Source organism: Pseudomonas marginalis, assembly GCF_900105325.1.
In the GTDB taxonomy this organism is placed as follows: Bacteria; Pseudomonadota; Gammaproteobacteria; order Pseudomonadales; family Pseudomonadaceae; genus Aquipseudomonas; species Aquipseudomonas marginalis.
Genome location: NZ_FNSU01000002.1, coordinates 69,928 through 94,966 on the forward strand (window position 1 = coordinate 69,928; position 25,039 = coordinate 94,966).

At 61.1% G+C, this 25,039-nt stretch carries 23 protein-coding genes and 2 pseudogenes; 12 read left to right on the forward strand and 13 right to left on the reverse strand.

All coding sequences use genetic code 11. The annotated features are described in order from the left end of the window. Positions 1 to 6: 6 nt before the first annotated feature. Together BLW22_RS35875 and BLW22_RS35880 are read right to left on the reverse strand one after the other, a co-directional pair. On the reverse strand, positions 7 to 762 hold the full coding sequence (locus tag BLW22_RS35875; RefSeq protein ID WP_370671270.1) for a methyl-accepting chemotaxis protein: 756 nt from the start codon (positions 760 to 762) through the stop codon (positions 7 to 9). A gap of 102 nt (positions 763 to 864) precedes the next feature. Beyond that, a pseudogene (locus BLW22_RS35880) lies at positions 865 to 2,154 on the reverse strand (methyl-accepting chemotaxis protein); the annotation flags it as partial. A 238-nt stretch (positions 2,155 to 2,392) separates the two neighbouring features. Here BLW22_RS35880 and BLW22_RS07875 point away from each other — a divergent pair. The 3 genes and pseudogenes from BLW22_RS07875 (at position 2,393) to BLW22_RS35890 (ending at position 5,453) form a co-directional block, all read left to right on the forward strand. Next, positions 2,393 to 3,712 carry a Na+/H+ antiporter family protein gene (locus BLW22_RS07875; RefSeq protein ID WP_161985740.1) on the forward strand — a complete coding sequence of 440 codons (1,320 nt, stop codon included), beginning with the start codon at positions 2,393 to 2,395 and terminating at the stop codon, positions 3,710 to 3,712. A 61-nt stretch (positions 3,713 to 3,773) separates the two neighbouring features. Then, positions 3,774 to 4,595 (forward strand): annotated as a pseudogene (locus BLW22_RS35885) (cache domain-containing protein); the annotation flags it as partial. 102 nt (positions 4,596 to 4,697) lie between these two features. Next, positions 4,698 to 5,453, forward strand: a complete 756-nt coding sequence (locus tag BLW22_RS35890; RefSeq protein ID WP_370671271.1) for a methyl-accepting chemotaxis protein — start codon at positions 4,698 to 4,700, stop codon at positions 5,451 to 5,453. Here BLW22_RS35890 and trhP read toward each other — a convergent pair. Beyond that, positions 5,450 to 6,769, reverse strand: a complete 1,320-nt coding sequence (trhP, locus tag BLW22_RS07885; protein WP_065926943.1) for a prephenate-dependent tRNA uridine(34) hydroxylase TrhP — start codon at positions 6,767 to 6,769, stop codon at positions 5,450 to 5,452. The two genes, BLW22_RS35890 and trhP, sit on opposite strands and share 4 nt — an antisense overlap. A 161-nt stretch (positions 6,770 to 6,930) precedes the next feature. On the opposite strand from trhP, the gene BLW22_RS07890 reads away from it, so the two are divergent. Continuing rightward, positions 6,931 to 7,998 (forward strand): AI-2E family transporter, encoded by a 1,068-nt coding sequence (locus BLW22_RS07890; protein ID WP_027603150.1) that lies wholly within the window; start codon positions 6,931 to 6,933, stop codon positions 7,996 to 7,998. 17 nt (positions 7,999 to 8,015) lie between these two features. Here the strand turns inward: BLW22_RS07890 and BLW22_RS07895 are convergent, their stop codons facing one another. The 3 genes from BLW22_RS07895 to BLW22_RS07905 all read right to left on the reverse strand — a co-directional run bounded on the left by BLW22_RS07895 (position 8,016) and on the right by BLW22_RS07905 (position 9,068). Next, positions 8,016 to 8,195 (reverse strand): hypothetical protein, encoded by a 180-nt coding sequence (locus tag BLW22_RS07895; RefSeq protein ID WP_065926944.1) that lies wholly within the window; start codon positions 8,193 to 8,195, stop codon positions 8,016 to 8,018. Between the two features lie 91 nt (positions 8,196 to 8,286). Further along, positions 8,287 to 8,481: a hypothetical protein gene (locus BLW22_RS07900; protein WP_027603152.1), complete on the reverse strand. Its 195-nt coding sequence runs from the start codon at positions 8,479 to 8,481 to the stop codon at positions 8,287 to 8,289. Positions 8,482 to 8,714: 233 nt separating this feature from the next. After that, positions 8,715 to 9,068, reverse strand: a complete 354-nt coding sequence (locus BLW22_RS07905) for a hypothetical protein (protein WP_027603153.1) — start codon at positions 9,066 to 9,068, stop codon at positions 8,715 to 8,717. A 156-nt stretch (positions 9,069 to 9,224) separates the two neighbouring features. Between BLW22_RS07905 and BLW22_RS07910 the strand changes: the two genes are divergently transcribed. Next, complete coding sequence (locus tag BLW22_RS07910; RefSeq protein ID WP_074845302.1) at positions 9,225 to 10,043, forward strand: shikimate 5-dehydrogenase; 819 nt, start codon at positions 9,225 to 9,227, stop codon at positions 10,041 to 10,043. A gap of 58 nt (positions 10,044 to 10,101) precedes the next feature. Here BLW22_RS07910 and BLW22_RS07915 read toward each other — a convergent pair whose 3' ends face one another. Then, a complete protein-coding gene (locus BLW22_RS07915) occupies positions 10,102 to 10,752 on the reverse strand; it encodes a YceH family protein (protein ID WP_065926946.1) in 651 nt (216 codons plus the stop codon). Between the two features lie 173 nt (positions 10,753 to 10,925). Here BLW22_RS07915 and BLW22_RS07920 point away from each other — a divergent pair, with 173 nt between their 5' ends. Beyond that, the gene (locus BLW22_RS07920) at positions 10,926 to 11,435 is read left to right on the forward strand and encodes a DUF1993 domain-containing protein (RefSeq protein WP_065926947.1); all 510 of its coding nucleotides are present in this window, start codon (positions 10,926 to 10,928) and stop codon (positions 11,433 to 11,435) included. 57 nt (positions 11,436 to 11,492) lie between these two features. Here the strand turns inward: BLW22_RS07920 and BLW22_RS07925 are convergent, their stop codons facing one another. The 3 genes from BLW22_RS07925 to sstT all read right to left on the reverse strand — a co-directional run bounded on the left by BLW22_RS07925 (position 11,493) and on the right by sstT (position 16,603). Next, positions 11,493 to 13,484, reverse strand: coding sequence for a 3'-5' exonuclease (locus tag BLW22_RS07925; RefSeq protein WP_074845304.1), 1,992 nt, complete (start codon positions 13,482 to 13,484; stop codon positions 11,493 to 11,495). Further along, positions 13,481 to 15,214, reverse strand: a complete 1,734-nt coding sequence (locus tag BLW22_RS07930) for a DEAD/DEAH box helicase (RefSeq protein WP_074845307.1) — start codon at positions 15,212 to 15,214, stop codon at positions 13,481 to 13,483. Before BLW22_RS07930 ends, BLW22_RS07925 begins: the two co-directional genes overlap by 4 nt. A gap of 168 nt (positions 15,215 to 15,382) precedes the next feature. Then, positions 15,383 to 16,603 carry a serine/threonine transporter SstT gene (gene sstT, locus BLW22_RS07935; protein ID WP_065926950.1) on the reverse strand — a complete coding sequence of 407 codons (1,221 nt, stop codon included), beginning with the start codon at positions 16,601 to 16,603 and terminating at the stop codon, positions 15,383 to 15,385. A gap of 232 nt (positions 16,604 to 16,835) precedes the next feature. On the opposite strand from sstT, the gene BLW22_RS07940 reads away from it, so the two are divergent. Then, on the forward strand, positions 16,836 to 17,993 hold the full coding sequence (locus tag BLW22_RS07940) for an MFS transporter (protein WP_074845310.1): 1,158 nt from the start codon (positions 16,836 to 16,838) through the stop codon (positions 17,991 to 17,993). A 4-nt stretch (positions 17,994 to 17,997) separates the two neighbouring features. On the opposite strand, the gene nhaR is transcribed toward BLW22_RS07940, so the two are convergent. Further along, positions 17,998 to 18,900 (reverse strand): transcriptional activator NhaR, encoded by a 903-nt coding sequence (gene nhaR / locus BLW22_RS07945; RefSeq protein WP_065926952.1) that lies wholly within the window; start codon positions 18,898 to 18,900, stop codon positions 17,998 to 18,000. Between the two features lie 134 nt (positions 18,901 to 19,034). Here nhaR and BLW22_RS07950 point away from each other — a divergent pair, with 134 nt between their 5' ends. The 4 genes from BLW22_RS07950 to mnmH all read left to right on the forward strand — a co-directional run bounded on the left by BLW22_RS07950 (position 19,035) and on the right by mnmH (position 22,294). Beyond that, positions 19,035 to 19,286, forward strand: coding sequence for a hypothetical protein (locus BLW22_RS07950; protein WP_065926953.1), 252 nt, complete (start codon positions 19,035 to 19,037; stop codon positions 19,284 to 19,286). Positions 19,287 to 19,315: 29 nt separating this feature from the next. Then, a complete protein-coding gene (locus BLW22_RS07955; RefSeq protein WP_065926954.1) occupies positions 19,316 to 20,065 on the forward strand; it encodes a TerC family protein in 750 nt (249 codons plus the stop codon). A 94-nt stretch (positions 20,066 to 20,159) separates the two neighbouring features. Next, complete coding sequence (gene selD, locus BLW22_RS07960) at positions 20,160 to 21,194, forward strand: selenide, water dikinase SelD (RefSeq protein WP_065926955.1); 1,035 nt, start codon at positions 20,160 to 20,162, stop codon at positions 21,192 to 21,194. Continuing rightward, entirely contained in the window at positions 21,194 to 22,294 is a 1,101-nt protein-coding gene (gene mnmH / locus BLW22_RS07965) for a tRNA 2-selenouridine(34) synthase MnmH (RefSeq protein WP_065926956.1), read from the forward strand. Before selD ends, mnmH begins: the two co-directional genes overlap by 1 nt. Here the strand turns inward: mnmH and BLW22_RS07970 are convergent. Together BLW22_RS07970 and BLW22_RS07975 are read right to left on the reverse strand one after the other, a co-directional pair. Then, a complete protein-coding gene (locus tag BLW22_RS07970) occupies positions 22,284 to 23,339 on the reverse strand; it encodes a permease (protein WP_074845313.1) in 1,056 nt (351 codons plus the stop codon). The two genes, mnmH and BLW22_RS07970, sit on opposite strands and share 11 nt — an antisense overlap. A gap of 45 nt (positions 23,340 to 23,384) precedes the next feature. After that, positions 23,385 to 24,086 carry a hypothetical protein gene (locus BLW22_RS07975; RefSeq protein WP_027603165.1) on the reverse strand — a complete coding sequence of 234 codons (702 nt, stop codon included), beginning with the start codon at positions 24,084 to 24,086 and terminating at the stop codon, positions 23,385 to 23,387. 253 nt (positions 24,087 to 24,339) lie between these two features. Here BLW22_RS07975 and BLW22_RS07980 point away from each other — a divergent pair, with 253 nt between their 5' ends. Next, on the forward strand, positions 24,340 to 25,038 hold the full coding sequence (locus BLW22_RS07980; protein WP_065926958.1) for a glutathione S-transferase N-terminal domain-containing protein: 699 nt from the start codon (positions 24,340 to 24,342) through the stop codon (positions 25,036 to 25,038). The last annotated feature ends 1 nt before the right edge of the window (position 25,039 follow it).

A 25,039-nucleotide genomic window follows, 5' to 3' on the forward strand; every position in this document is an offset into this window, starting at 1 on the left:
GATCACTCAGACGCGGAACTGGTCCATCAACCCCTGCTGCTGATTGGCCAGGCTGTTCAACGCCTGGCTCACCCGCGCCGACTCATTGGCCTGTTCCGACAACGACTCGGTCACATCGCGAATGGTCGCCACATTGTGGTTGATCTCTTCGGCCACCGCGCTTTGTTCTTCGGCAGCGCTGGCGATTTGCAGGTTCATGTCGCTGATCACCGTGACCGCATCGCCGATCTGGCGCAGGGCGGTAACGGCCTCGCCGACCTGTTCGACACTGCCCTGGGCCTGGCGATAGCTGTTGCCCATGGAGCCGACGACCTCTTCGGTACCGCTCTGCAATTGCTCGATCACCAGGCGGGTTTCCTCCACCGACTCCTGGGTCCGCCGTGCCAGGTTGCGTACCTCGTCGGCGACCACGGCAAACCCCCGGCCGGCCTCACCGGCGCGGGCGGCTTCGATTGCCGCGTTGAGCGCCAGCAGGTTGGTTTGCTCGGCGATGCCGCGAATCACTTCGAGCACGGAGCCGATCTTCTCACTGTTGGCAGACAGGCCTTCGACCTGGGCCATGGCGGTGCTCATATCGGCCGCCAGTTGGCCGATGTTGGTGGTGGTGCGGTCGATCACTGTCAGGCCGTCGCGGGTAGCCTGGTCGGCATCCCGCGCGGCCTGGGCCGCCTGGGCGGCGCTGCGGGCCACGTCCTGGGCTGTGGCGCTCATTTCGTGGGAGGCGGTGGCCACCTGGTCGACCTGGCGGTACTGCTGCTCCATGCCGGCGCTGGTTTGCGTCGCAATCGCGGCGGACTGGTCGGCGGTGCCACGGGCGTCCTGCACCGAGCGTTTGACTTCGGCAATGATGGGTTGCAGCTTGTCGAGGAAACGGTTGAACCAGCCGGCGAGCTGGCCCAGTTCGTCCTGTTTGTCATACGGCAAGCGGCGGGTCAGGTCGCCTTCGCCGCTGGCGATGTCTTCAAGCATATGGGCCACGCCGAGGATCGGTCGGGTCACGCTGCGGGCCATCAGCCAGACCAGGATCAGGCCGATCACGGCAGCCAGCAGGCCCAAGCCCAGTTCCAGCAGGGTGCCGCGGGTATTATCGGCGTCCATCTGGGTCTTCAGTGCTTCAGCCGGCCCCACCAGGACTTTTTCCGGTACATTCAGCAACACCCCCCATGGCTTGCCGTCGGGAATCGGCGCGAACGGCGCCAGCACCTTGAGTTGATGGTCGGTGCGCAGACTGCGGGTCTGTGTCCCGCCGGCCAGGGCGCTGATCAATTGCGCGCCGCTTTGCGTATCGACCTGATCCAGGCGTTTGCTCAACTGGCTGGCGTCCGCGCTGTAGCCGGCAAGCAAACCGGTGGGGCTGAGGATACTGACCTGGGTCTGGCCGTCATACAGCTTCTGGCTGGCCTGCTGGCTCACGGCCTGCAGGCTGTTGAGGTTGATGTCCACCGACAGCGAAGCGATCACCTTGCCATTGACCGTCAACGGAAACACGATGCTGGTCATCAGCACGTTTTGCCCGTCGATCACATAAAAGTACGGTTCGATCACACACGGCTTGAGGGTGCTGCGCGGGCAGGTGAACCAGGCGTTGGCCGGTTCGCCGCTGGGGCCGACGCGGGTGTCGGACATGTCGCTTTCCGGCAGTGCCATCGATGTCAGCGTGCCCGGCGTCGGCTGCGACCAGTACAGGGCGAAGCGGCCCTTGTCGTTGCTGCCCAGTTCGGCCTGGTCGGCAAACAACTCATCCTTGCCATCCAGCGCATTGGCTTCGAATACCAGGGACAGGCCCAGCAGTTCCGGGTTGGCCTGCAATGCGGCCTTGACCTGGCGGGTCAGGTCTTCGCGGGTGTCGAAGGCGTCGAGGAAGCGTTTTTCGGCTTGCTCACGCAGGAACAGGACCTGGCGGGAAAACCCGTGCCCATATTGATAGGCGTCCATGAATTGCCGGCGGATGCCCGCGGCCTGCACCTCACCTTGGGCCTCGATGCGAGCCTGGGCCGCTTCATCGAGCATCTGCATGCTGGAAGCCTTGACCTGCTCGGAACTCTGCGCCATGCGGTACAACGACAAACCCACCAGCAGGGTCACGATCCCCAGCAGGCACAGGCCGGCGAGCAGGGTGATTTTCCATTGAATGGAGAGCTGTCTGAGGGACATCGGTACATCCTTACCTGAAAACACATAGAGCACGGTTATCGGCCGATCTGGAATTTTCTTTATTCAAACGATCAATTTAAACCTGAAAGCGGCGTCGCTTTTTGACATGGGGCGCGACCTGCTGCACAGTGCGCGCCCTCTAATAAGACCTCCTTCAAGCCTGCACGCCGGCTGCCATCCGATGGCCGCCCGGGCGCGGGCATGCCTGTTTTGTATGTTTCTGCTTGAGGTAACCATGATTAACGCAGTCATCGCCGCGGTCGGCACCATGCTGGTGCTCAGCCTGTCCCGCGTGCATGTGGTCATCGCCATTATTGTCGGCGCCCTGGTGGGCGGCCTGACCGGTGGCCTGGGCATCGAGGCCACGCTCAAGGCGTTCAACGGTGGCTTGGGAGGGGGGGCGACCGTGGCCTTGTCCTACGCCTTGCTCGGCGCTTTCGCCGTGGCGATTGCCAAGTCCGGCCTGGCCCACGCCCTGGCGGACAGGGCCTTGCTGCTGGTCGACCGTCAGCAAGCCAGCGGCGGCAACCACGTCAAATGGCTGCTGATCGGCCTGCTGTGGGTGGTCGCGATTGCGTCGCAGAACATCCTGCCGATCCATATCGCGTTTATCCCGTTGCTGGTGCCGCCCCTGTTGTATGTGCTGACCAAATTGCAGTTGGACCGCCGCCTGATCGCCTGCGTGATGACCTTCGGCCTGATCACGCCGTACATGTTCCTGCCGGTGGGCTTCGGCAATATCTTCCTCAACCAGATCCTGCTGGCCAACGTGGCCAAGAGCGGCGTGGACATCAGCCAGGTCAACGTCACCCACGCCATGAGCCTGCCGGCGCTGGGCATGGTGGTCGGGCTGCTGGTGGCGGTGTTTATCAGCTACCGCAAGAAGCGCGTGTATGACCTGGAGAAAATCGAGCGGGTCGAGCAAGTGGCGGTGCAGTACAACCCGCTGACCCTGGCGGTGGCGGGCCTGGCGATTGCCTCGGCGTTCATCATCCAGTTGTGGCTGGACTCCATGATTATCGGCGCCTTGGCCGGGTTCCTGATCTTCTCGGTCTCGGGCATCGTGCGCTGGCGCGACACCGACGACCTGTTTACCGAAGGCATGAAGATGATGGCGATGATCGGCTTCATCATGATCGCCTCGTCAGGCTTTGCCGAAGTGCTCAAGGCTACCGGCGACGTACGCTCGCTGGTGGAAACCTCGGCGGCGTTCATCGGCCATAGCCGTGGGGTGGGGGCGTTGTTGATGTTGCTGGTGGGGCTGCTGGTGACCATGGGCATCGGCTCGTCGTTTTCCACAGTACCGATCCTGGCGGCGATTTTCGTGCCGCTGTGTGTGCAACTGGGCTTCAGCCCGCTGGCCATCGTGTGCATCGTCGGCACCGCCGGGGCGCTGGGTGATGCCGGTTCGCCCGCCTCGGACTCCACCCTGGGCCCGACCTCCGGCCTGAATATCGACGGCCAGCATCACCATATCTGGGACACCGTGGTGCCGACGTTCCTGCACTACAACCTCCCATTGCTGGCGTTTGGCTGGTTGGCGGCGATGACGCTCTGATCTACAGATTCACCGGCGCTGGCCGATAACCTCTCAAGTCGCCCAATAAGAGAGAAAAGCCATGCGTCTGAGCCTGAAGGCCAAAGTCCTGTCCCTCGCCGTTGTGCCGGTGTTGCTGTTCGCCGTGGTCATCAGCCTGACCACCGTGTGGATCCTCCAGGGCCAGGCGCGCAATGAGGTGGATGAAACCCGCCAGCGCCTGCTCAACAACGCCAAGGCCACCCTGCAAAGTTATGTGGAAGTGGCCATGACCACCATCAAGCCGCTCTATGACGCGGCCGCCCCCGGCGATACGGCGGCGCGGGCCGAGGTGGTCAAGCTGCTGTCCAACACCAGCTACGGCAAGGACGGTTACTTCTTCGGCTACGACTCCGAGACCATCCGCCTGTTCAAGGGCAACAGCCCCGACGGCGTGGGCAAGAGCTTCAAGGACAACCGTGATCCCAACGGTGTCTACGTCAACCGCGACCTGGTCAAGGTCGGCAAGGACGGCACCCACTACCTGCAATACAGCTCGACCCAGCCCGGCCAGACCGAACTGGTGCCCAAGATGGGCTACACCGAATACCTGCCCAAGTGGGACATGGTCATCGGTACCTCGGTGAACCTGGATGGCATCGAAGCCCAGGTGGCGGTGGTCGAAGCCAAAGTGAAAACGCGCATGGAAGGCGTGCTGCTGAGCATCCTCGGCGTGGCCGTGGTGGTGTTGCTGGTGATCGCCGCTGCCGGCATGCTGCTGGCCAACACCATTTTGCGCCCGCTGCATTTGATGAAAGCCAACCTCGACGACATTGCTGCCGGCGAAGGCGATTTGACCCGCCGCCTGGCCATCACCAGCCAGGACGAGCTGGGCGACCTGGCTGGTGCGTTCAACCGCTTTGTCGACAAGATCCATGGCCTGGTGCGCCAGATCACCGAGATGACCACCCAACTCACCGGCCTGGTCAGCCAGGTGTCCGACCAGGCCCAGCGTTCTGAGCAGGCCATGGAACGCCAGCGTCACGAGACCGACCAGGTGGCCACCGCCATCAATCAGATGTCCTCCGCAGCGCAAGAAGTGGCGCGCAGTGCCCAGGGCGCCTCCGTGGCCGCGCAACAGACCGACGCCGAAGGCCAGGCCGCCAAGCGCGTGGTGGACGGCAGCATCGCGCAGATCCATGCGCTGGTGAATGACATCCGCAGCAGCGGTGTGTCCCTCGACAGCCTGCAGCAGGACGTGTCGTCGATTGTCAGCGTGCTCGGCGTGATCCGCTCGATTGCCGAACAAACCAACCTGCTGGCCCTCAACGCGGCGATCGAGGCCGCGCGGGCAGGGGAGGCCGGGCGCGGTTTTGCCGTGGTCGCCGACGAGGTGCGCGCCCTGGCCAGCCGCACGCAAACCAGCACCCAGGAAATCCAGGGCATGATCGACCGCCTGCAAAAAGGCACCGAAGCGGCCGTGGATGCCATGCGCCGCTCCAGCGATGCCGGCGACGGCACCTCGGCTAAGGCCAACGAAGCCGGGGCGTCCCTGGACACCATGGCCCAGTTGATCGGCACCATCAACTCGATGAACGCGCAGATTGCCAGCGCTGCCGAAGAACAGACCGCCGTCGCCGAAGAGATCAACCGCAGCGTGCATCAGATTGCCGTGGCGGTGGACAGCGTGGCCGATGAAACCCAGTTGGGCGCCCAGACCTCGCGCAGTCTGGCGGACCTGGGCCAGCGGTTGGGGCAGTTGGTGGGGCAGTTCAGGATCTAGAGATCGCGCATCAACAACCCAAAGCGCAGATCCACCTGCGCTGGCAGGGGCACATACACCGTGTGCCCATCCCCCGGCGCCACTTCGATGGCTTCACCCTTGGCGTTGTGCAGACTGGACAGGTCAAAGTGAAAGTTGCCGGCGGGGGTCATCAATTCCAGATGATTGCCGACGGCAAAGCGGTTCTTCACCTTGACCTCGGCCAACTCGCCGCGGCGCTCGCCGGTCAATTCGCCAACAAACTGCTGGCGCTCGGACACTGAGCTGCCGTTCTGGTAATTCTGGTATTCGTCGTGCACGTGGCGGCGCAGGAAACCTTCGGTGTAGCCGCGTTGGGCCAGGGATTCCAGGTCGGTCATCAAGTTGCGGTCAAACGCACGGCCGGCCACGGCATCATCGATTGCCTGGCGGTACACCTGGGTCGTGCGGGCGCAGTAGAAATGCGATTTGGTGCGGCCTTCGATCTTCAGCGAATGCACGCCCATGTGGGTCAGGCGCTCCACATGCTGCACGGCGCGCAGGTCCTTGGCGTTCATGATGTAGGTGCCGTGTTCATCCTCGAAGGCGGGCATCTGTTCGTCGGGGCGGTTGGCTTCCTGCAGCAGGAACACCTGGTCGGTGGGCGCGCCGATCCCCAGTGTGGGTTCCGGTTGATACACCTGGACAATATCGCCCGTGGCGTTTTCCACCGCCGGGGTGGCCTGGTATTTCCAGCGGCAGGCATTGGTGCAGGTGCCCTGGTTGGCGTCACGCTTGTTCATGTAGCCCGAGAGCAGGCAGCGCCCGGAATAGGCCATGCACAAGGCACCGTGGACAAACACTTCCAGCTCCATGGCCGGCACCTGCTGGCGAATCTCGCCGATTTCTTCCAGGGACAGCTCCCGTGACAGGATCACCCGGCAAATCCCTTGCTGCTGCCAGAACTCCACGCTGGCCCAGTTCACCGTATTGGCCTGCACCGACAGATGGATCGGCATCATCGGGAAGTGTCGGCGCACCAGCATGATCAGGCCCGGGTCGGACATGATCAGCGCATCCGGGCCCATGGCGATCACCGGGGCGAGGTCCTTGAGGAAGGTCTTGAGCTTGGCATTGTGTGGCGCGATGTTCACCACCACGTAGAACCGCTTGCCCAGCGCGTGGGCTTCCTGGATGCCGAGCGCCAGGTTGGCGTGGTCGAACTCGTTGTTGCGCACCCGCAGGCTGTAGCGCGGCTGGCCGGCGTAGACTGCATCGGCGCCGTAGGCGAAGGCGTAGCGCATGTTTTTCAGGGTGCCGGCGGGGGCGAGCAGTTCGGGGGCAAGGACGAGAGGCATGGGGATCGGATCGCAAAAGGCCGCGAGCGTAGCCCAACATGTGCCGGGCTTTATTGATCTGGGTCTACGCTTACCGCAACAAAGATGGCACTCCCGGGATTTGCGGTGGACTAAGCAGCTGGACGCACACGCGCGGCCTGCTTTTCTGACATGGATCGGACATGAATCAAACCAACCTGCAATTCAAGACCCTGCTGCTACTGCTGGCCCTGGTGACCGTCGCCTTTATCTGGATATTGCTGCCGTTCTACGGTGCAGTGTTCTGGGCGGTGATCCTCGGCATCATCTTTGCGCCGATGCAGCGTCGCCTGCAGCAGCGCTTCGGCTGGAACCGCAACCTGACGTCCCTGGCCACCTTGATGGTGTGCCTGGTGATCGCGATCCTGCCGGTGATCATTACCAGCGCATTGCTGGTGCAAGAGGGCGCCACGCTGTACAAAAACGTCGAGAGTGGCAAGCTGGACGTGGCCGGCTATATCGAGCAGTTCAAGAACTTCCTGCCGCCGTACTTCCAGCACCTGCTGGACCGCTTCGGCATGGGCAACCTGGAAGGGCTGCGCGAGAAGATCGTCAAGAGCGCGATGCAGGGCAGCCAGTTCTTTGCGACCCAGGCGTTCAGCTTCGGTCAGGGCACGTTTGATTTCCTGGTGAGTTTTTTCATCATGCTGTACCTGCTGTTTTTCCTGCTGCGGGACGGCCCGGAACTGGTGCGCAAGGTCCGCACGGCGGTGCCGCTGGCCGAGCCGCAGAAGCGTCGGTTGCAGCTCAAGTTCAATCGGGTGGTGCGCGCCACGGTCAAGGGCAACGTGCTGGTGGCCGTGACCCAGGGGGCGCTGGGTGGTTTGATCTTCTGGTTCCTGGACATTCCCAGTGCGTTGCTGTGGGCGGTGTTGATGGCGTTTCTGTCACTGCTGCCGGCCGTGGGCGCGGGCATTGTGTGGGGGCCGGTGGCCGCCTACTTCCTGTTGAGCGGTTCGATCTGGCAGGGTGTGGTGCTGGGCCTGTTCGGCGTGTTTGTGATCGGCCTGGTGGACAACGTATTACGCCCGATCCTGGTGGGCAAGGACACCAAGATGCCGGACTACCTGATCCTGATCTCGACCCTGGGCGGCCTGTCGGTATTCGGCCTCAACGGATTTGTGATCGGGCCGCTGGTGGCGGCGTTGTTCATGTCCAGTTGGGCGTTGTTTGTCGAAAGCAAGCCGCGGGTCAAGTTGCCGTTGCCGTAGAGGGGCAGCTTCAAGCTTCAAGCTTCAAGTTTGTAGCTTGTAGCTTGTAACTGCTTCTCCGCTGCGTCTTTAGTCGTCAGCGGGCCGCTGATGGCTTCGCCGTCGCGCACCACGTACCAGCAAGCCAATAAACCCAGCTCTCGAAGCGGGGCAGGGACGGCGCTGCCGATGACGGACATGATTTGAACAGTGGGCATAAGGACCTCCAATCGCTATGGAGGTCACCTTACGGGGCACAGGCGCTCAGGAAAAATCATCTGGCTCGATAGTCGACATCAACAAAAGGCCTCAGTCGACCACTTGATCGAGCATGCTCACCACTTCCTGCTCATTAAGCAGGCCTTTGTGCACCAGGTTTTCCGCCAGCAGCGCGAGGAACTTGGCGCTGCGGTGGCCTTCCAGGTGCTTGAGCTCCGTGAGGGCGCTGTAGACCTTGCTGGACGTACACAGGCCAGCGGTGCGGTGCGGATTTTGTGTGGGCATGGTCAGTCGTCCTTGTTGTTATGGAGTGGACAGGATTGATAGTGGGAGTGTGTCGTGACACAAACATGACAGCGTGAGCCCCGTTCGGGCAAGTAGACTTTCGACCTTAATCATGTGGGATTGCAGCCCGGCCATTGTCCTCAGAGCGACCTTGGCAGGATAAATCCGGACGTTACCCACAAGAAAAGGCCCCGCGGGTGGGCGAGGCCTGTTGCATAGCTGACGGTTGAGACTTACCAGCCGCGGCGGTAATAGCCGTGGGGCGGGCCATAGTAGCCACGCGGTGGGCCGTAGTAGACCGGCGCCGGGCGATAATAGACCTCCTGCTGCACGTACACCGGTGGCGGTGGTGCGTAGTAGACGGGCGGGGGCGCGGCATACACCGGCTGTGGTTGCACGTAGACCGGCTGCTGCACATAGACCTCACGGGGCTGGCTGGCCACCACGGAGCCCACTACGGCGGCGCCGACCAGGGCACCCAAGACGGCTGGGCCACCCCATCCACCACCATGGGCGGAGGCTTGGCCTGCCATAGCGAGTGCACCTACCAGCAAGGCGATCTTGGGGATTGTACGAATCATGGTCATTCCTCGGTTAGCCCCTGCGCTTGTGGTCTGCAATCAATAGACTCAAGTAATGTCGCGGGGATACTTTTAAGACAACGTATTTCTGAAAAACAGCACGGCCGCTAGGTAAAGGTTGTGTAAGGTCTGTACCGATTTGCTTACTCAAAGGAGTTATCCATGCAGATGCACCCCAACAAGGACACCCAACTGTGCATGTCGCTGTCGGCCCGCCCTGGGAATTTTGGCTTGCGTTTTCATAACCACCTGTACGAACAGCTGGGGCTGAACTTCTACTATAAAGCCTTCAGCAGCCAGGATTTGCCCGGCGCGATAGGTGGTATCCGTGCGTTGGGCATCCGGGGTTGCGGGGTGTCCATGCCCTTCAAGGAGGCCGCCATTGCCTTAGTGGACGAACTGGACGATTCGGTTCAAGCCATCGACTCCCTGAATACCATCGTCAATACCAATGGCCATCTCAAGGCCTACAACACCGACTACATCGCCGTCGAACAATTGCTCAAGAAACACGCCGTGCCGCAGGATTCGACCTTCGCCCTGCGTGGCAGTGGCGGTATGGCCAAGGCCGTGGCGAGCGCCTTGCGGGATGGCGGTTACGCCAATGGTGTGATCGTGGCGCGTAACGAAGCGGCGGGCCGGGCGTTGGCGCATAACCTGGGGTATGAGTGGCAGGCGGAACTGGGCGATTTGCGCCCGCAGATGCTGATCAACGTGACGCCCATCGGCATGACCGGCGGGGCCGAGGCGGATGCCCTGGCGTTCGAGGCGGATGCCGTGGATGCAGCGGACACTGTCTTCGATGTGGTGGCGATCCCCGCCGAAACGCCACTGATCGTGCGTGGACGGGCCAAAGGCAAGCGGGTAATCACTGGGCTGGAGGTGATTGCGATCCAGGCGTTGGAGCAGTTTGTGCTTTATACCGGCGTGCGGCCTACGGATGAACAGTTCCAGGCAGCAGTAGCCTTCGCCCGCAACTGAAGGCCACTGCAGCTCTAAATGTGGGAGGGGGCAAGCCCCTCCCACATGTTTGACCGTGTCAGGCCTGTTCCAGCTGTGCCAATCGCTCCTCCAGAGCTGCAATTCGTGCTTCAAGCTCTTCGATACGATCCAGCGAGACTGCGCCGGCAGAGCGCTCCACCGGGCTTCCCCGCGCCGCGATAATCACCTCGATGTCCGCCGGATCCCCCAGCGCATGGGTATAGCGATCTTCCCGCTGCCCCGCCTGACGCGGCACCAGCAGCGCCAGCCCGCGGGCAATCAGGCGCTCCAGCTGGTGCACCACCTGCTCGGCATCCTCGAAGTCATGCATGCGCCCGCTGCGGGTCAGCAGTTCGTTGACCGTCTGCGGCCCACGCAAGAACAGCAGCCCGGTCAGGATCACCTGGGCCGGCACCAGTTCCAGCGCCTTGTCCACGCGATGCTCCCAGCGGTCGGCACGGCTGCCCATCACCAGGCGCGTGAAGCCTTGGCCTTCCAACGCACGCAGACTCTGGCCAACCTGGCCCTGGCTCAGGTTCATCACCGGCTCGCGGCTGGTCTTCTGGTTGCAGGCCAGGACCAGGGCGTTGAGGGTCAGGGGATAGGTTTCCGGGTTGGTCGCCTGTTTTTCGATCAGGCAACCCAGGACGCGAATTTCCGTGCTGTTCAGGCGCGGCTCAGGGGTGTCGGTGTCGTGCTCGGCGGTCATCGCGCTTTCCCTATGCAGTGAATGGGGGCGTTCTCAATTAGTTTCCCCAGCGCGGCGAGGAAACTAATTGAGAACGCCCCCGCCTAGCCTAAGCCGGAAAAAATAAAAGACAAGCGCCTGGCGTGTCTATAATCGCCGCTGGTTCCAACCCTGCCACTACCCATGAGACTGCCATGACTATTTCCCTGTACGCCGCCTCCATCCCGGTCTTCAAGCAAATGCTCAGCGCCCTGAGCGATGTGCTGAACAAAGCCGAAGCCCACGCCACCGCCAAGAACATCGAACCCAACGCCTTGCTGCAAGCGCGGCTGTTCCCGGACATGTTCCAACTGGTGCGCCAGGTGCAGATCGCCGTCGACTTCGCCAAGGGTGTTTCCGCACGCCTGGCTGAGATCGAAGTGCCGAAATACGAAGACACCGAAGTCACCTTCGCCGACCTGCAAGCGCTGATCGCCAAGGTGCTGGCGTTTGTCGACACCATCAAGCCCGAGCAAGTCGACGGCAAGGAAGGCATCGAGATCATCACCCGCCCAGGCACGCCGAAAGAGAAGCGCTTCAGCGGCCAGTCCTACCTGCTGACCTACGGCCTGCCGCAGTTCTTCTTCCACGTCACCACCGCATACGCCTTGCTGCGTCACAACGGTGTAGAAGTGGGCAAGCGTGACTACATGGGCGCTTTCTAAGCCCAGGCATCGGAAAACGCCCGGAGCCGTTCTTCGTCGAATGACCCTGGGCGTTTTTTATTCCATCCCGGTGTGGACAAACACCCCCGCAATTTTCTCCGGTAGCGGGGTAGACGAGATCAGCACAAGCCGTTGGCCTGCGCGAGTCATCGCCATATACAGCTTGCGAGCATTCCGTTCCAGCTCGTCCGCCGTGATGCCAGCCTTCTGCTCGATAATCCTGAGCAATTTTTCCAGCCCAACCAGAAACACTACGTTGGCTTCCAGTCCGGTTGCACTTTCAACCGTCGCGATTCGCAGCGTCTCATCATGACCGGGGACGACGTCTGGATCATTCATGTCCCAGATTCGCTCGGTGCCGAAACTCTTCTTCAGGGTTTTCATTAACAACGCTTTGTCTATGCCCTTGCCATACAGCAGCAACATTGCCGACAACGGTAATTCATAGCTGTTCCGATGCGCTCCAATTTCATTGCAGGCCTGGACAACGGCATCCTGTGGAGAGGGAGACAGAACAAACAGCGGCGGTGTACCTGCTTCCATACCGTCGAAGTCTGGTTGCAGATACTCGTCCGGATCGGTCTGTGTAATATCGGCCAACATCTGGCTGGCAGCGCTTAGTATGGCCTGGGTGGTGCGATACGATTTGCGCAGCTTTTTGGTCTTGCCCGCCACATCCAGGCCGACTCGTTTCCAGCTAAGGCGGCTCTTCAGAAAGCCCTGATTCGGATCAGCGCATAAAAACAGCGTTCCCTCGGTTTTTTCCAGGGTGAGTTTGATCAGTTGGAACCACGACGGTGCGAAGAACTGCGCCTCGTCCACCAGAATGTGCTGATAGGCTTCCAGCGTGTCTGGGCGATTGGCCAGGCACAGATCACGGGGGAGCGAGCTCCATAAACGCAGCCCATGCTGATTGAACAGGGCTTTGGTCACCCGTTCGTACAGCGCCCAGACCTGTTGTCGCTCCTCTTTGCGCAGCGCAAAGCCCTGGCCTGTCCGTTCTGCCTTGAGATAATCAGGCTCGTCGATGACGACGTTGTCGTTTATAAAGTTGAACTCATCAAGCAACTGGTTATTGTCCGGTTTCAGTTCCCGGTATTCCGTGTCGCGAAAATGCTGAATAAGGCCTATGGCTTCGGTAGTGAACTTAGGCATCTTCAGTGTTTCTTTAAACAGCGCCCTCCATTGCCTTGAGATCCAGCCCAGCGCCGTCATGATGGTGAGGTTCTTGGGGATTTCCCCATAGACGCGCTGCAGGCGGTGTTTCAGATCTTTCACGACAGGAACGTTGTGAATCAGCATGAGAACCTGCTGGTCAGGGAATTTCCTGGCCAGGATATAGGCGCGACTGGCAGCAATAAGCGTTTTGCCGCTGCCCGCTACACCATTGATCAGCCGCACGGAAAAATCCCCCGCCATTTCCGTTTGCTCATCCGGAAGGTCCAGGTCGAGCTTGCTGGCCCACTCTTGCTGAGGGTCCAGAAAGTAGCGCAGCGTGCGGGCACTGTTGTCGCGCGAAAACTGACGGCGTGTTGAGCGGAGCCCGGCTATTTCGGCCTCGGAAAAGTAACGGCCCATAAGGGTCTGCCGGGTTTCCGAAGACAGTGCCTTGAGCAGCTTGGGCAGTTGTTCTGCACCGGACTCAAGGAACGTCTTCTTCGACATCAGCCAGATTCCCCGACCTTCGCAATGCCTTGACCAGAGGATTTTACTTTGCTCGGAGTCGCAGCCCCACATCACCACCATCTTGCGCATGGCCGGGATACCGGCCTGGGTTTCGAATGTTCCCAGTTTCTCCAGCATCTGGCTGAATGCTGTCTGCTCTGCGGTCAAAAACAGCTGGTCCGGGTCCAGCGTATCGTACGGCAACTCGCACACCATCAGCGCCAGCCACTCAAGCTCACCGCGCTGTAGGAAAAAATCCGGTGCCCAACTGTCTTGGGTCAGGCATTTGCGGACGACGTAGTCATCCTCAAGCTTCTTGAGTACCCGCTTGCACTGTTGCTGGGAGCCGCTGCTGCGCTGCCATTCGGGTATGAAAAGAGTCATAGCGGGACATTTACCTTATGGCATTGGCTGATCAACTGGCGGTATTGCTCAGCCCAGGCCTGTGCTGTTTCGCTGGAACAGATGATCCCGTGCTGCAGCTCCGGCCCGATGATGATCAGCTTGGTCATCGCGCGTGTGATGGAAACGTTCAGGCGCTCAGGCTGAAAGAAAAATGTCCCGATTGCACTGATAAACGCTTCGTCGCCACTGCACAGGGACAGGATCACCAACTCCCGCTCCTGACCCTGCATACGCTCGACAGTATCCGCGACGATTGTACTGGCGGCCTCGCTGCCGAACTGTTTGGCCAGCGCCTTGCGAATGGCTCGACCCTGAGCACGGTAGGGCGTCACGATGCCGATTTCATGGAGTGGCAGCCCCATGTCGTTCGCTTGCCGGCACAACTGGACGACGCACCTGGCGTCTGCTGGGTTGCGGTTCCGCGCTTTTGCGTCCTGCGTCGGGATGAACACCGCGCAGGTTTGCGGATCAAGCGCTTCGCTGACATCTGCCTGATGAATGGGCGACAGGAGACGGTCCTTGTTTCGCCCGGCGGCGCGTAATCGCCCGCCGTAATACATTTGGCTGGGCCACTGGGTCAGCCAGCGATTCATCCGGTAGGTTTCTTCAAGCATTACCGTGTGATCGGCATCCTGAGCCGTCAGGCGGGCGAACACAGACATGGATTCTTTTGACAGAACCGAGCGAGAAAGCAGTACGGGGGGAAGTTGTTTCTGGTCGCCGATGAAAATAAAGCGTTTGCCCTTGCGCATCGCCATCAGGGCGAGAGGTACGGTGATCTGACTGGCCTCGTCGAAGATCACCGTGTCGAAATTGTAATTGGACAATGAGGAACACGTTGCAAAAGGCGTGGCGCCAATCACATAACCTTGACCTGCCTCTGGCATCCCTTCCCATCTGGCCGGTTCGGCTGCCCAGTCCACGTGTTTGTCGAGGTCTTCCCGGCGGCCACCGACCTTGACGGTCGGCACATCGCGCGCAGCAATCTTACTCAGAGCGTTGTTGATGGCCATGTGTGTATGCGAAGTGATGAACACCCGTTCGCCGCGCTCGACCAGCAACTGAGCAATCAGGGCAAGGGCTCTGGTCTTGCCGGTACCGGGTGGACCTTGAATGCAGGCGACCTGTTCAGCACCGAAGGCAAAACCCACGGCCTCGGCTTGTTTCTGGTTGCAGCCCTCTTTGAGCGCGATCTGCTCGGCGTATTCGAGGTCCGCGTCATGGAAGCCGATATTGGGAGCATCGCCGAGCAAAGGAAGAATCGCGTTGTTACCGTGTATGTCGCTCTCAATATCCTGCAAGGTTTGAAGATATTTCGGCGTCAGGTCCATGCCATCAGGGTCCGCGTAGCAAACACCTTCCTGATAGCTCTCCCAAATGAGCATTGCCTGATCCGAACTGAGAAGCCAGCGATCATCCTCTTCCTTTTCGAACTTCATGGCCTGGCATAGCAGCGGGCCTTGGGCATCGCCCAGATGCAGACGCAGCAAGTCACCTGCACGAAAGCGCGATTCGTTGTCGTCGAGGTAGGCCCACAGTAATTTGGCTGTATCGCCACGTTCGAGTCGAACGAAGCCCTGTGTCCAGCCCTGCAGCAACTTGTCCTTCAAGGGACGTTCCCATACCTCTTGAAGTTTTTGCCAGTTGGCGGCCTGTTCGGCGTATACGAAGTCGTACAGTGTTTGAATCAGGGGGTGCTGTCCGAGCATGGCGGTGAACAATCCTTATCGACCGAGGCATCTGTTGGCAGTGTTACATAATGTTTGTCGTGGTTGCGAGCCAGCACGTGGCACGGAAAACCCGACCAGCCCATACAAAAAAAGCCCGGCGCCGTTCTTCATTGAAGAACGGCGCCGGGCTTGCTTACGCTGGCTGTTTTAAACCGACTGCTCTTCCTTGCCCAGGCACGCCGCCGCGGTAAACAGCACATCGGTGGACGAATTGAGCGCGGTTTCCGCCGAATCCTGCAACACGCCGATGATGAAGCCTACGGCCACCACCTGCATGGCGATTTCGCTGGGGATACCGAACAGGCTGCATGCCAGGGGAATCAGCAGCAGCGAGCCGCCGGCCACACCCGACGCACCGCAGGCACAGATCGCCGCGACCACGCTGAGCAGCACGGCAGTCGGCAGGTCCACGGCAATGCCGAGGGTGTGCACGGCCGCCAGGGTCAACACGGTGATGGTGATCGCAGCACCGGCCATGTTGATCGTGGCACCCAGTGGAATCGACACCGAGTAGGTGTCTTCATGCAGGCCCAGGCGTTTGCTCAAGGCCAGGTTCACCGGGATATTCGCCGCCGAACTGCGGGTAAAAAACGCGGTGATGCCGCTTTCGCGCAGGCACATCAGCACCAGCGGGAACGGGTTGCGGCGCAGTTTCCAGAACACGATGGCCGGGTTGACCACCAGTGCCACGAACAGCATGCAACCGATCAGTACCACCAGCAGGTGGGCGTAGCCGAGCAGGGCGCCGAAGCCCGAAGTGGCGAGTGTCGAAGCCACCAGGCCGAAGATACCCAGCGGGGCGAAGCGGATTACCACGCGCACGATCAGGGTCACGCCGTTGGACAGGTCGTCGAGCACCGTGCGGGTGGTCTCGCCGGCATGGCGAATGGCAATGCCCATGCCGATGGCCCAGGCCAGGATGCCGATGAAGTTGGCGTTCATCAGCGCGCTGATGGGGTTGTCCACCACGCTCAACAGCAGGCTTTGCAAGACCTCGCCGATGCCGCCGGGAGCGCTCACGGTGGCGTCATGGGTGGCGAGCACCAGCGATGAGGGAAACCACATGCTGGCAATCACCGCCACCACGGCGGCGGCAAAGGTGCCCAGCAGGTACAGGAACAGGATCGGCTTGATATGGGTTTCCTGGCCGTGTTTATGGTTGGCGATCGACGCCATCACCAGCACAAACACCAGGATCGGCGCCACGGCCTTGAGCGCGGCAACAAATACCTTGCCGATAAACCCGGCGGCCTTGGCCGCCTCCGGCAAGAGCAGGGCCAGCAGGATACCGGCGATCAAGCCGATGACGATTTGCGTGACCAGGCTGATGCGGGCCAGGCGTTGGAAAAGGGAAGGGGCAGCAGTCATATAAAGGTTGTCTCTAGTTTTTTTAAGGGCGCAGCAATGCAGGCGGAAAGAGCTGTAGGAAGCAGGGCGCGAAGTCTAGCATGCCGCTGGACCTGTCCCGGCCGCTGCGGCATTGGGTCACCGGGGCTTCGCAAAAGCCGGACATACTCTGTTAAGATTCTCCCCTCTCACCTTTCCTCTCCGTCAGCGGGCCCTTCGGGCTGTCGTTGATGTCGTCGTTTCTGGAGTTTTCATGCTGTTTCCCATCCTGCTGCTGTCGGCCGCCGGTTTTACCGTGCTGACCACAGAATTCGTTATCGTCGGCCTGTTGCCGTCCATCGCCCGGGACCTCAACGTCAGCGTGTCCCAGGCCGGCCTGCTGGTGACCTTGTTTGCCTTTACCGTGGCGGCCTTTGGTCCGTTTCTGACCGCGTACTGCGCCCGTTTCCCCCGCAAGCGTCTGTTTATCAGCATCCTGCTCCTGTTCGGCGTGGCCAATACCGTGGCCGCATTGGCGCCGAATATCTGGGTGATGGCGTTGGCGCGCTTGATCCCGGCCCTGGGCCTGCCGGTGTTCTGGGCCCTGGCCAGTGAAACGGCGGTGGATATTGTCGGCCCCGAATACGCCGGGCGCGCCATCGAAAAAATCGGCTTCGGCATCGTCTGCGCCACGGTGTTCGGTATCCCGGTGGGCACGTTGATTTCCGATATGTTCGGCTGGCGCGCCGCGTTTGCGATCCTCGCCGTGGTCGCGCTGGCCAAGGCCTTGCTGCTGTTTATCTACCTGCCGGTGACCCAGCCGAAGAACGACCAGGTGTCGTTGCGCTCGCAGTTCAAGATCCTGCGCAACCCGCTGATGCAAGGCCATATCCTGTTGTCGGTCCTGGTGTTCAGCGGCATGTTCACGGCGTATACCTACCTGGCGGACATCCTTGAGCGCCTGGCCGGTTTCGACGGCACGCTGGTGGGCTGGTGCCTGATGGGCTTTGGCGCAGTGGGGCTGATCGGCAACTCCCTGGGCGGGCGTGCGGTGGACCGTCACCCGCTGATTGCCTCGACGGTGTTCTGCGGTTTCATGATCGCCGGCATGGTCGCGCTGGTACCTGCGATCCACTCCACGGTCGGCCTGGCGGCGGCGATGGCGGTGTGGGGCGTGACCCAGGCGGCGCTGTTCCTGGTCAGCCATGTGCGGTTGATGAAGGCCGCACCCCATGCGCCGGCGTTTGCGGCGTCGTTGAATATCGCCGGGGCCAACCTGGGCATTGGCCTGGGGGCCATGGTCGGCGGGCATGTGATCGACACCCTCGGCCTCGGCAGCCTGGGTTTTGCCGCTTCCGGGTTTATCCTGGTGTCGATCCTGCTGGCGCTGTGGCTGATGACCGCCAGGCCAGCGGCCGCGTCCAACGCCTGAACGCTCAGGGCAGGGCGGTAAACAACTCTCGCCGTGCACCTTCGGTTATCGCCACGATGCCGGGGTGCTTGACCTTGCGTTCCACCGAGATCGCGTAGAACGATTCGGTGACGGCATCGGTCTGGCCAATCAACGCCACCCCGTACTGGCGCACCACCTCATCGGCGATCACGCTGGGCGCGATAAAGATCCCGCTGCCGGATTGGCCAAAGGCCTGCATCAAGGCGCTGTCATCGAACTCGCCGATGATCCTGGGCAGGATCTGCTGCTCGGCAAACCAGCGCTGCAAACGGCTGCGTACTACGGTTTCCGCGCCGGGAATCAACAGGGGCGCGCCGTGCAGGCACTGTGGGAAGTCACCGGCGTACCTGTCAGCCAATGCCTGGGTGGCGAAAAAACTGATGCCACATTCCCCCAGTTTCTGGCTGTAGCCCTTGATATCCAGGTGCGAGGGCATGGGGCTGTCGGAGATCACCAGGTCCAGGCGCTGGATCGCCAGGTCGGCCAATAAACGCTCGAGTTTGTCTTCACGGCAGGTAATGCGCAGGGGCTCGCTCAATTCCATGGTCGGCGCGATCAGTCGGTACACGATGGACTTGGGCACCACATCCGCCACCCCGACCCGAAACAGGATCTGTTGCTCATCGGGCTGCGCGCGCAGCATCGCCTCCAGTTCATTGCCGGTCTGGAACATCTGTTCGGCATAGGGCAGGGCCTGGCGCCCGGCTTCGGTGAGTTCAAGCTGGCGGCCTACCCGCTGAAACAGCGCAATCCCGTAGGTTTGCTCCAGCAGGCTGATCTGCCCGCTGATGGTCTGGGGCGTGAGGTTCAGTTGCTCGCAGGCGCGCACGATGCTGCCGGTCTTGGCCACTACCCAGAAGTAATGCAACTGTCGGTAATTGAGCATGATGATCGTCGCTTCGTAAAAACCGAAGTATACGCGAGGAAAATACGAATTTTCCTGAACTGTTTGCCTGCATAGAATGCCTCGCTATCGCGGGGCCACTATTTGGACCCAATGGTTCTAACGAGGAAGACATGATGAAACTCAATTTCCTGAGCGCGGCATCGTTGCTTGCGCTTTCATTGGTGATGATCAGCGGTTGCGATCAGGTCGAAAAAAGCGCGCAACAGGTCATGGGCAAAGCCACCGAGTCGGCCAAGCAAGCCATCGATGACACCCAGAAAGCTGCCGAGCAGGCGTTGAGTGAAGCGACAAATGGCCTGATCAATCCACAAAAAAAGGACGATCAGGAAGAAAACGAGTCTGAATCGAACACCAAAGAAACCTAATCTCCCCAGCACAACGTCAGGACTGACCTATGGATTACCTTTTACAACTGGCCGCCAGCCCTACCGCCTGGATTGCCCTGGCCACCTTGATCGTGATGGAAATCGTGCTGGGCATCGATAACCTGATCTTTATCTCGATCCTCACCAACAAATTGCCGGAGAAACATCGGGCCAAGGCGCGACGCATCGGTATCAGCATGGCGCTGGTGTTGCGCCTGGGCCTGTTGAGCACCATTGCGTTTATCGTGCAATTGACTACGCCGGTGTTCGAAGTGCTCGGCCAGGCGTTCTCATGGAAGGACATGATCCTGATCGCCGGTGGCCTGTTCCTGGTCTGGAAGGCCACCACCGAGATCCATCACAGCATGGACCCTGAGCCCGAAGAGAAGACCAGCACCGGCAATGTCGTGGCCATCGGCTTTGCCGCAGCCATCGGGCAGATCCTGTTGCTTGACCTGGTGTTCTCCATCGACAGCATCATTACCGCCGTGGGCATGACCGAGCACTTGCCGATCATGATCATCGCCGTGGTGACCTCGGTGATCGTGATGCTGGTGGCGGCCGAGCCGTTGGCCAAGTTCATCAACGACAACCCGACCGTGGTGATGCTGGCCCTGGGCTTCCTGATCATGATCGGCATGACGCTGATCGCCGAAGGCTTCGGCGCCCATGTGCCTAAAGGCTACGTCTACGCGGCCATGGCCTTCTCGGCGGCCATCGAGTGCCTGAACATCGCTCGGCGCAACCGTCACAAGCGTCTGCTCGCTGCCCGGCAGTAACGCTGCAACCCCAAAGGCCGGCTGTGCTCACAAGAGCCCAGCCGGCCTTTTGCTGTCTGTTAGAATCCGCCCACTTGATAGCTTGAGGTCCACCATGAACGAGCCGATTCGCCTTACCCAGTACAGCCACGGCGCGGGTTGTGGCTGCAAGATTTCGCCCCAGGTGCTGGAAGTGATCCTGGCTGGCAGCGGCGCGCAGAACCTTGACCCCAACCTGTGGGTGGGCAACACCTCCCGCGACGACGCGGCGGTGTACGCCATCGACGATGAGCGTGGCGTGGTCTCCACCACTGACTTTTTCATGCCGATTGTCGATGATCCCTTCGATTTCGGCCGCATCGCCGCCACCAATGCCATCAGTGACATCTACGCCATGGGCGGCGACCCGTTGATGGCCATCGCCATTCTTGGCTGGCCGGTGAACGTGCTGGCGCCGGAGATCGCCCGTGAAGTGATCCGTGGCGGCCGCTCGGTGTGCGACGAAGCCGGCATCCCGTTGGCGGGCGGGCACTCCATTGACGCGCCCGAGCCGATCTTCGGCCTAGCCGTCACCGGCATCGTGCAAAAGCGCCATATGAAGCGCAACGACACCGCCACCGTGGGCTGCCGCCTGTACCTGACCAAACCGTTGGGTATCGGCATCCTCACCACCGCCGAAAAGAAGGGCAAGTTGCGTGAGGCGGATATCGGCCTGGCCCGTGACTGGATGTGCACCCTCAACAAACCCGGCAGCCGTTTCGGCAAGCTGGCCGGTGTGACGGCAATGACGGATGTCACCGGTTTCGGTCTGTTGGGCCATTTGGTGGAGATGGCGGACGGCAGCGCCGTGACCGCACGTATCGAATACGACAAAGTCCCACGTCTGCCCGGGATCGAGGACTACCTGGACCAGGGCTGCATGCCGGGTGGCACCTTGCGCAACTTCGACAGCTACTCGAGCAAGGTCGGGCGTCTGCAGGAATTGCACAAACGCGTGCTGTGCGACCCGCAGACCAGCGGTGGCCTGCTGATCGCGGTCGCGCCTGAAGGCGACGCAGAATTCCATGCGGTCGCCGCCGAGCTGGGCCTGAACCTTGAGCCCATCGGCGAACTGGTTGAGCGACAGACCCACGCGGTAGAGGTGGTTTGATGGCAACTGACATCACCGATTACCGCGACATTTTCCTCAACGACCGGCCGATGATGGACACCCGTGCACCGGTCGAATTCGCCAAGGGCGCGTTCCCTGGCGTGATCAACCTGCCGTTGATGACCGATGACGAGCGTCAACGCGTCGGCACCTGCTACAAGCAGCAGGGCCAGCAAGCCGCGATTGTGCTGGGGCATGAGCTGGTGTCGGGGGCGATCAAGGCTGAACGCATCGAACAATGGGCACGGTTTGCCCAGGCCAATCCTGACGGTTTCTTGTATTGCTTCCGTGGCGGGCTGCGCTCGCAGATCGTGCAGCAATGGTTGAAGACCGAAGCCGGCATCGAGTACCCCCGGGTCGGCGGTGGCTACAAGGCCATGCGGACCTTCCTGCTGGATACCCTTGACCAGGCGGCCGCCCACTGTGATTTCGTGTTGCTGGGCGGTATGACCGGCACCGGCAAGACCGAGGTGCTGGGCCAGTTGCGCAACGCCCTGGACCTGGAGGGCCATGCCAACCACCGCGGTTCCAGCTTCGGCAAACGCGCCACGGCGCAACCCTCCACTATCGACTTCGAAAACCGCCTGGCGGTGGACCTGCTGAAAAAACGCGCGGGCGGTATCGAGCAGTTCGTGGTCGAGGATGAAAGCCGCATGATCGGCAGCTGCGCGCTGCCGTTGCCGTTGCACAAGGGCATGCAGACCTTTCCGATGGTGTGGCTGGAAGACAGCGTCGAAGGCCGTGTCGAGCGCATCCTGCGCGATTACGTGATTGACCTTTGCGCAGAATTCATCGCGGTATTTGGTGAGCAGGGGCAGGCGTTGTTTGCCGAACGCCTGACCCAGGGCCTGGCCAATATCCACAAGCGCCTGGGCGGCGAGCGTTTCCAGCGGTTGCAGGCGATCATGCAGGATGCTCTGGCGGAACAGCTGCGCAGCGGCGCCGTGGACCTGCATCGCGCCTGGATTGAAGGGCTGTTGCGCGAGTATTACGACCCGATGTACGCCTTCCAGCGTGAAAGCAAAGGCGCACGCATCGAGTTTGCGGGAGAGCAGGGCGCAGTCACGGCCTATCTGCGCGAGCGCGCCCTCAGAGGATAAGCGCGCCGATCAACCCGCACACCACGCCCACCAGCATGGTCAACCCGGCCACCGTCACCAGCACCCGCGCATCGAAATCCTTGCGCAGCATCAACAGCGACGGCAGGCTCACGCTGGGCAGGGTCATCAGCAAGGCCACGGCCGGGCCGGTGCCCATGCCCAGGGTCATCATGGTTTGTACGATGGGGATCTCTGCCGCTGTAGGAATCACAAACAGCGTGCCGACAATCGACAGGGGCACCAGCCACACCAGGCTGTTGGCCATGGCGCCGTCCACGTGGGGGAACAGCCACACCCGTGCGGCACCGAGCACCAGCACCGCCAGGATATAGATCGGTATGGTGCTCCAGAACAGCTGCCACAGGGTACGCAGCCAGCGACTGAAGAAGGGTTGCGCTTCGACCTGGCTGGCCTCGGCCACCGCGTCCAAGGCAACTTCCGGCACCTGGTCCGGCCGTGCGATGCGTTGTGCCACCAGTGACACACCCACCACCAGCACAATGCCCGCCACCAGCCTCAACGCGGTAAAGCCCCAGCCCAGTACAAAACCCATGAACACCAGCGTCGCCGGATTCAGCACCGGGTTGGCAATCCAGAAGGCCAATGCCGCGCCCACCGACACCTGCTGGCGGCGCATACCGGCCGCGACGGGCGCCGCGCAGCAACTGCACATCATCCCCGGCAAGGCGAACAGCCCGCCGCGCAAGGTCGAGCCGAGGCCGGCACGGCCAAACAGGCGCAGCAACCAGTCGCGGGGGATCAGCACTTGCAGCAGCGAGCCGAGGATCACCGCCAGTACGGCAGCCTTCCAGATCGCCAGGAAATACACCTGGGCGTAGGCCAGCGCTGCCGCCAATGGCGAGCTTTGTTGATCGTTGAGGATCGAGGCGCCGATGCTGTGGTTGTCAGCGGCGACAAACGCCTTGAAGTAGTAGGGCGACCACTTCACGTAGTAGAGGCCGACGCAGGCCACCAATAGGAAGAGGGCAGGTTTCCACCAGAACGACCAGCCCCGGACGGGCTGGGTGGGGGCGAGGTTGGGCATGGGGGAGGGTCCGCAAATGAGTCAATAGCGGTGCATCATACGCCCTCAGCTATCGGCACTCACCTGTGTTGGCTGCGGGCAGGTTTCTTCACCGTCGTTCAGGCCCTGCTTGTAGTTGCGGCTGAGCAACGAGGCTTTGCCGTTGTGCCAGGTCAGCGTCAGTACGTACAGCGTGTCGTAGTCGCTGCCGGACCAGTCGTCGGTAATCGTGTGTTTTTCGCCGGAGGCCTCGCTGGCCACCTTGTTGATCAGCTCCGGCAGGTAGCCGTGGGACCACGCGGTGTAGATGGTGGCATTGTGGTATTTGTCTTCCACCAGTTCGTCGGCCAGGTCGCTGGTGTCGTTGGCCGAGAACTTGATGTTCACCGGCAGGCCCAGCTTGATGGCGCTGGGGCTGATGGTCATCAACGGGCGAATATAGCTGTAGGAATTGTCCAGCTCACCTTCCTCGACATTGCGCGTCGGGTTGGCGGCAAACACGAAGTTGGCCTTGCCGAATTTTTCCGGCAGCAGGGTGGCCAAGTTCATTGCTCGGTTCAACCCCTGGCAATTGAGTTGGCCCAGGCCGCCGGCCGGTTTCTCGGCGTGGCGCAGGAACACCAGGGTTTGCACGCCGTCCACCGGTTGGGCGCGGCTTTCCCGGGCGTCGAGGGCGGCAACCATGGCGCCGCTCACCAGCAAAAGGGGCAACAGGATGTAGGCGTAGTGTTGCAGTCGTTGCACAAGGCGCAGAGGCTTGATCGTCATTATGGGTTCGAGTCTTCGTGCGTCACGTTAAGGCGGACAAGCCTGGCCCCAATGACGCCTGGGGCGTCCTGCGGGTATTCCGTGTCGGTACAGCGAGGTGCCTCCATTCACCGTTTGAGCGCACTTAAGAGTGCACGCGGGCGTATTGGTTCGCCCACGGGGGATAATAGCCCGCTGATGTTGCGCATTGATGACCCATGCAGGACGTGGGACAGATGATTATCATGGGGGCTTTCCGCCAGGGAGTTTCCCGATGAACCCGATCGCCGCGTTCCCGATCAACAGCAAATGGCCCGCCCGGCATCCGGAGCGCCTGCAACTGTACTCGTTGCCCACGCCCAACGGGGTAAAAGTCTCGATCATGCTCGAAGAGCTGGGCCTGCCTTATGAGGCGCACAAGGTCAGTTTCGAGACCCAGGACCAGTTTTCCCCCGAGTTCCTGTCCCTGAACCCCAACAACAAAATCCCCGCGATCATCGACCCCGACGGCCCGGCGGGGCAGCCGTTGGCGCTGTTCGAGTCAGGCGCAATCCTGATCTACCTGGCGGAAAAATCCAGCCAGTTGCTTTCCGAAGATCCGGCGACACGTTATGAAACGATTCAATGGCTGATGTTCCAGATGGGGGGCATCGGTCCGATGTTTGGCCAACTGGGCTTCTTCAATAAGTTCGCCGGCAAGGACTACGAAGACAAGCGCCCCCGCGACCGTTACGCCGCGGAATCCCGTCGCCTGCTGGACGTGCTGGAAAAGCGCCTGCTCGGCCGCACCTGGATCATGGGCGACGACTACAGCATCGCCGACATCGCCACCTTCCCCTGGATTCGCAACCTGATCGGTTTCTATGAATCGGGCGATCTGGTGGGCATTGCCGACTTCCCTAACGTACTGCGCGCGCTGGACGGCTTTGTCGCCCGGCCGGCGGTCATCCGTGGCCTGAATATTCCGAGCTGAA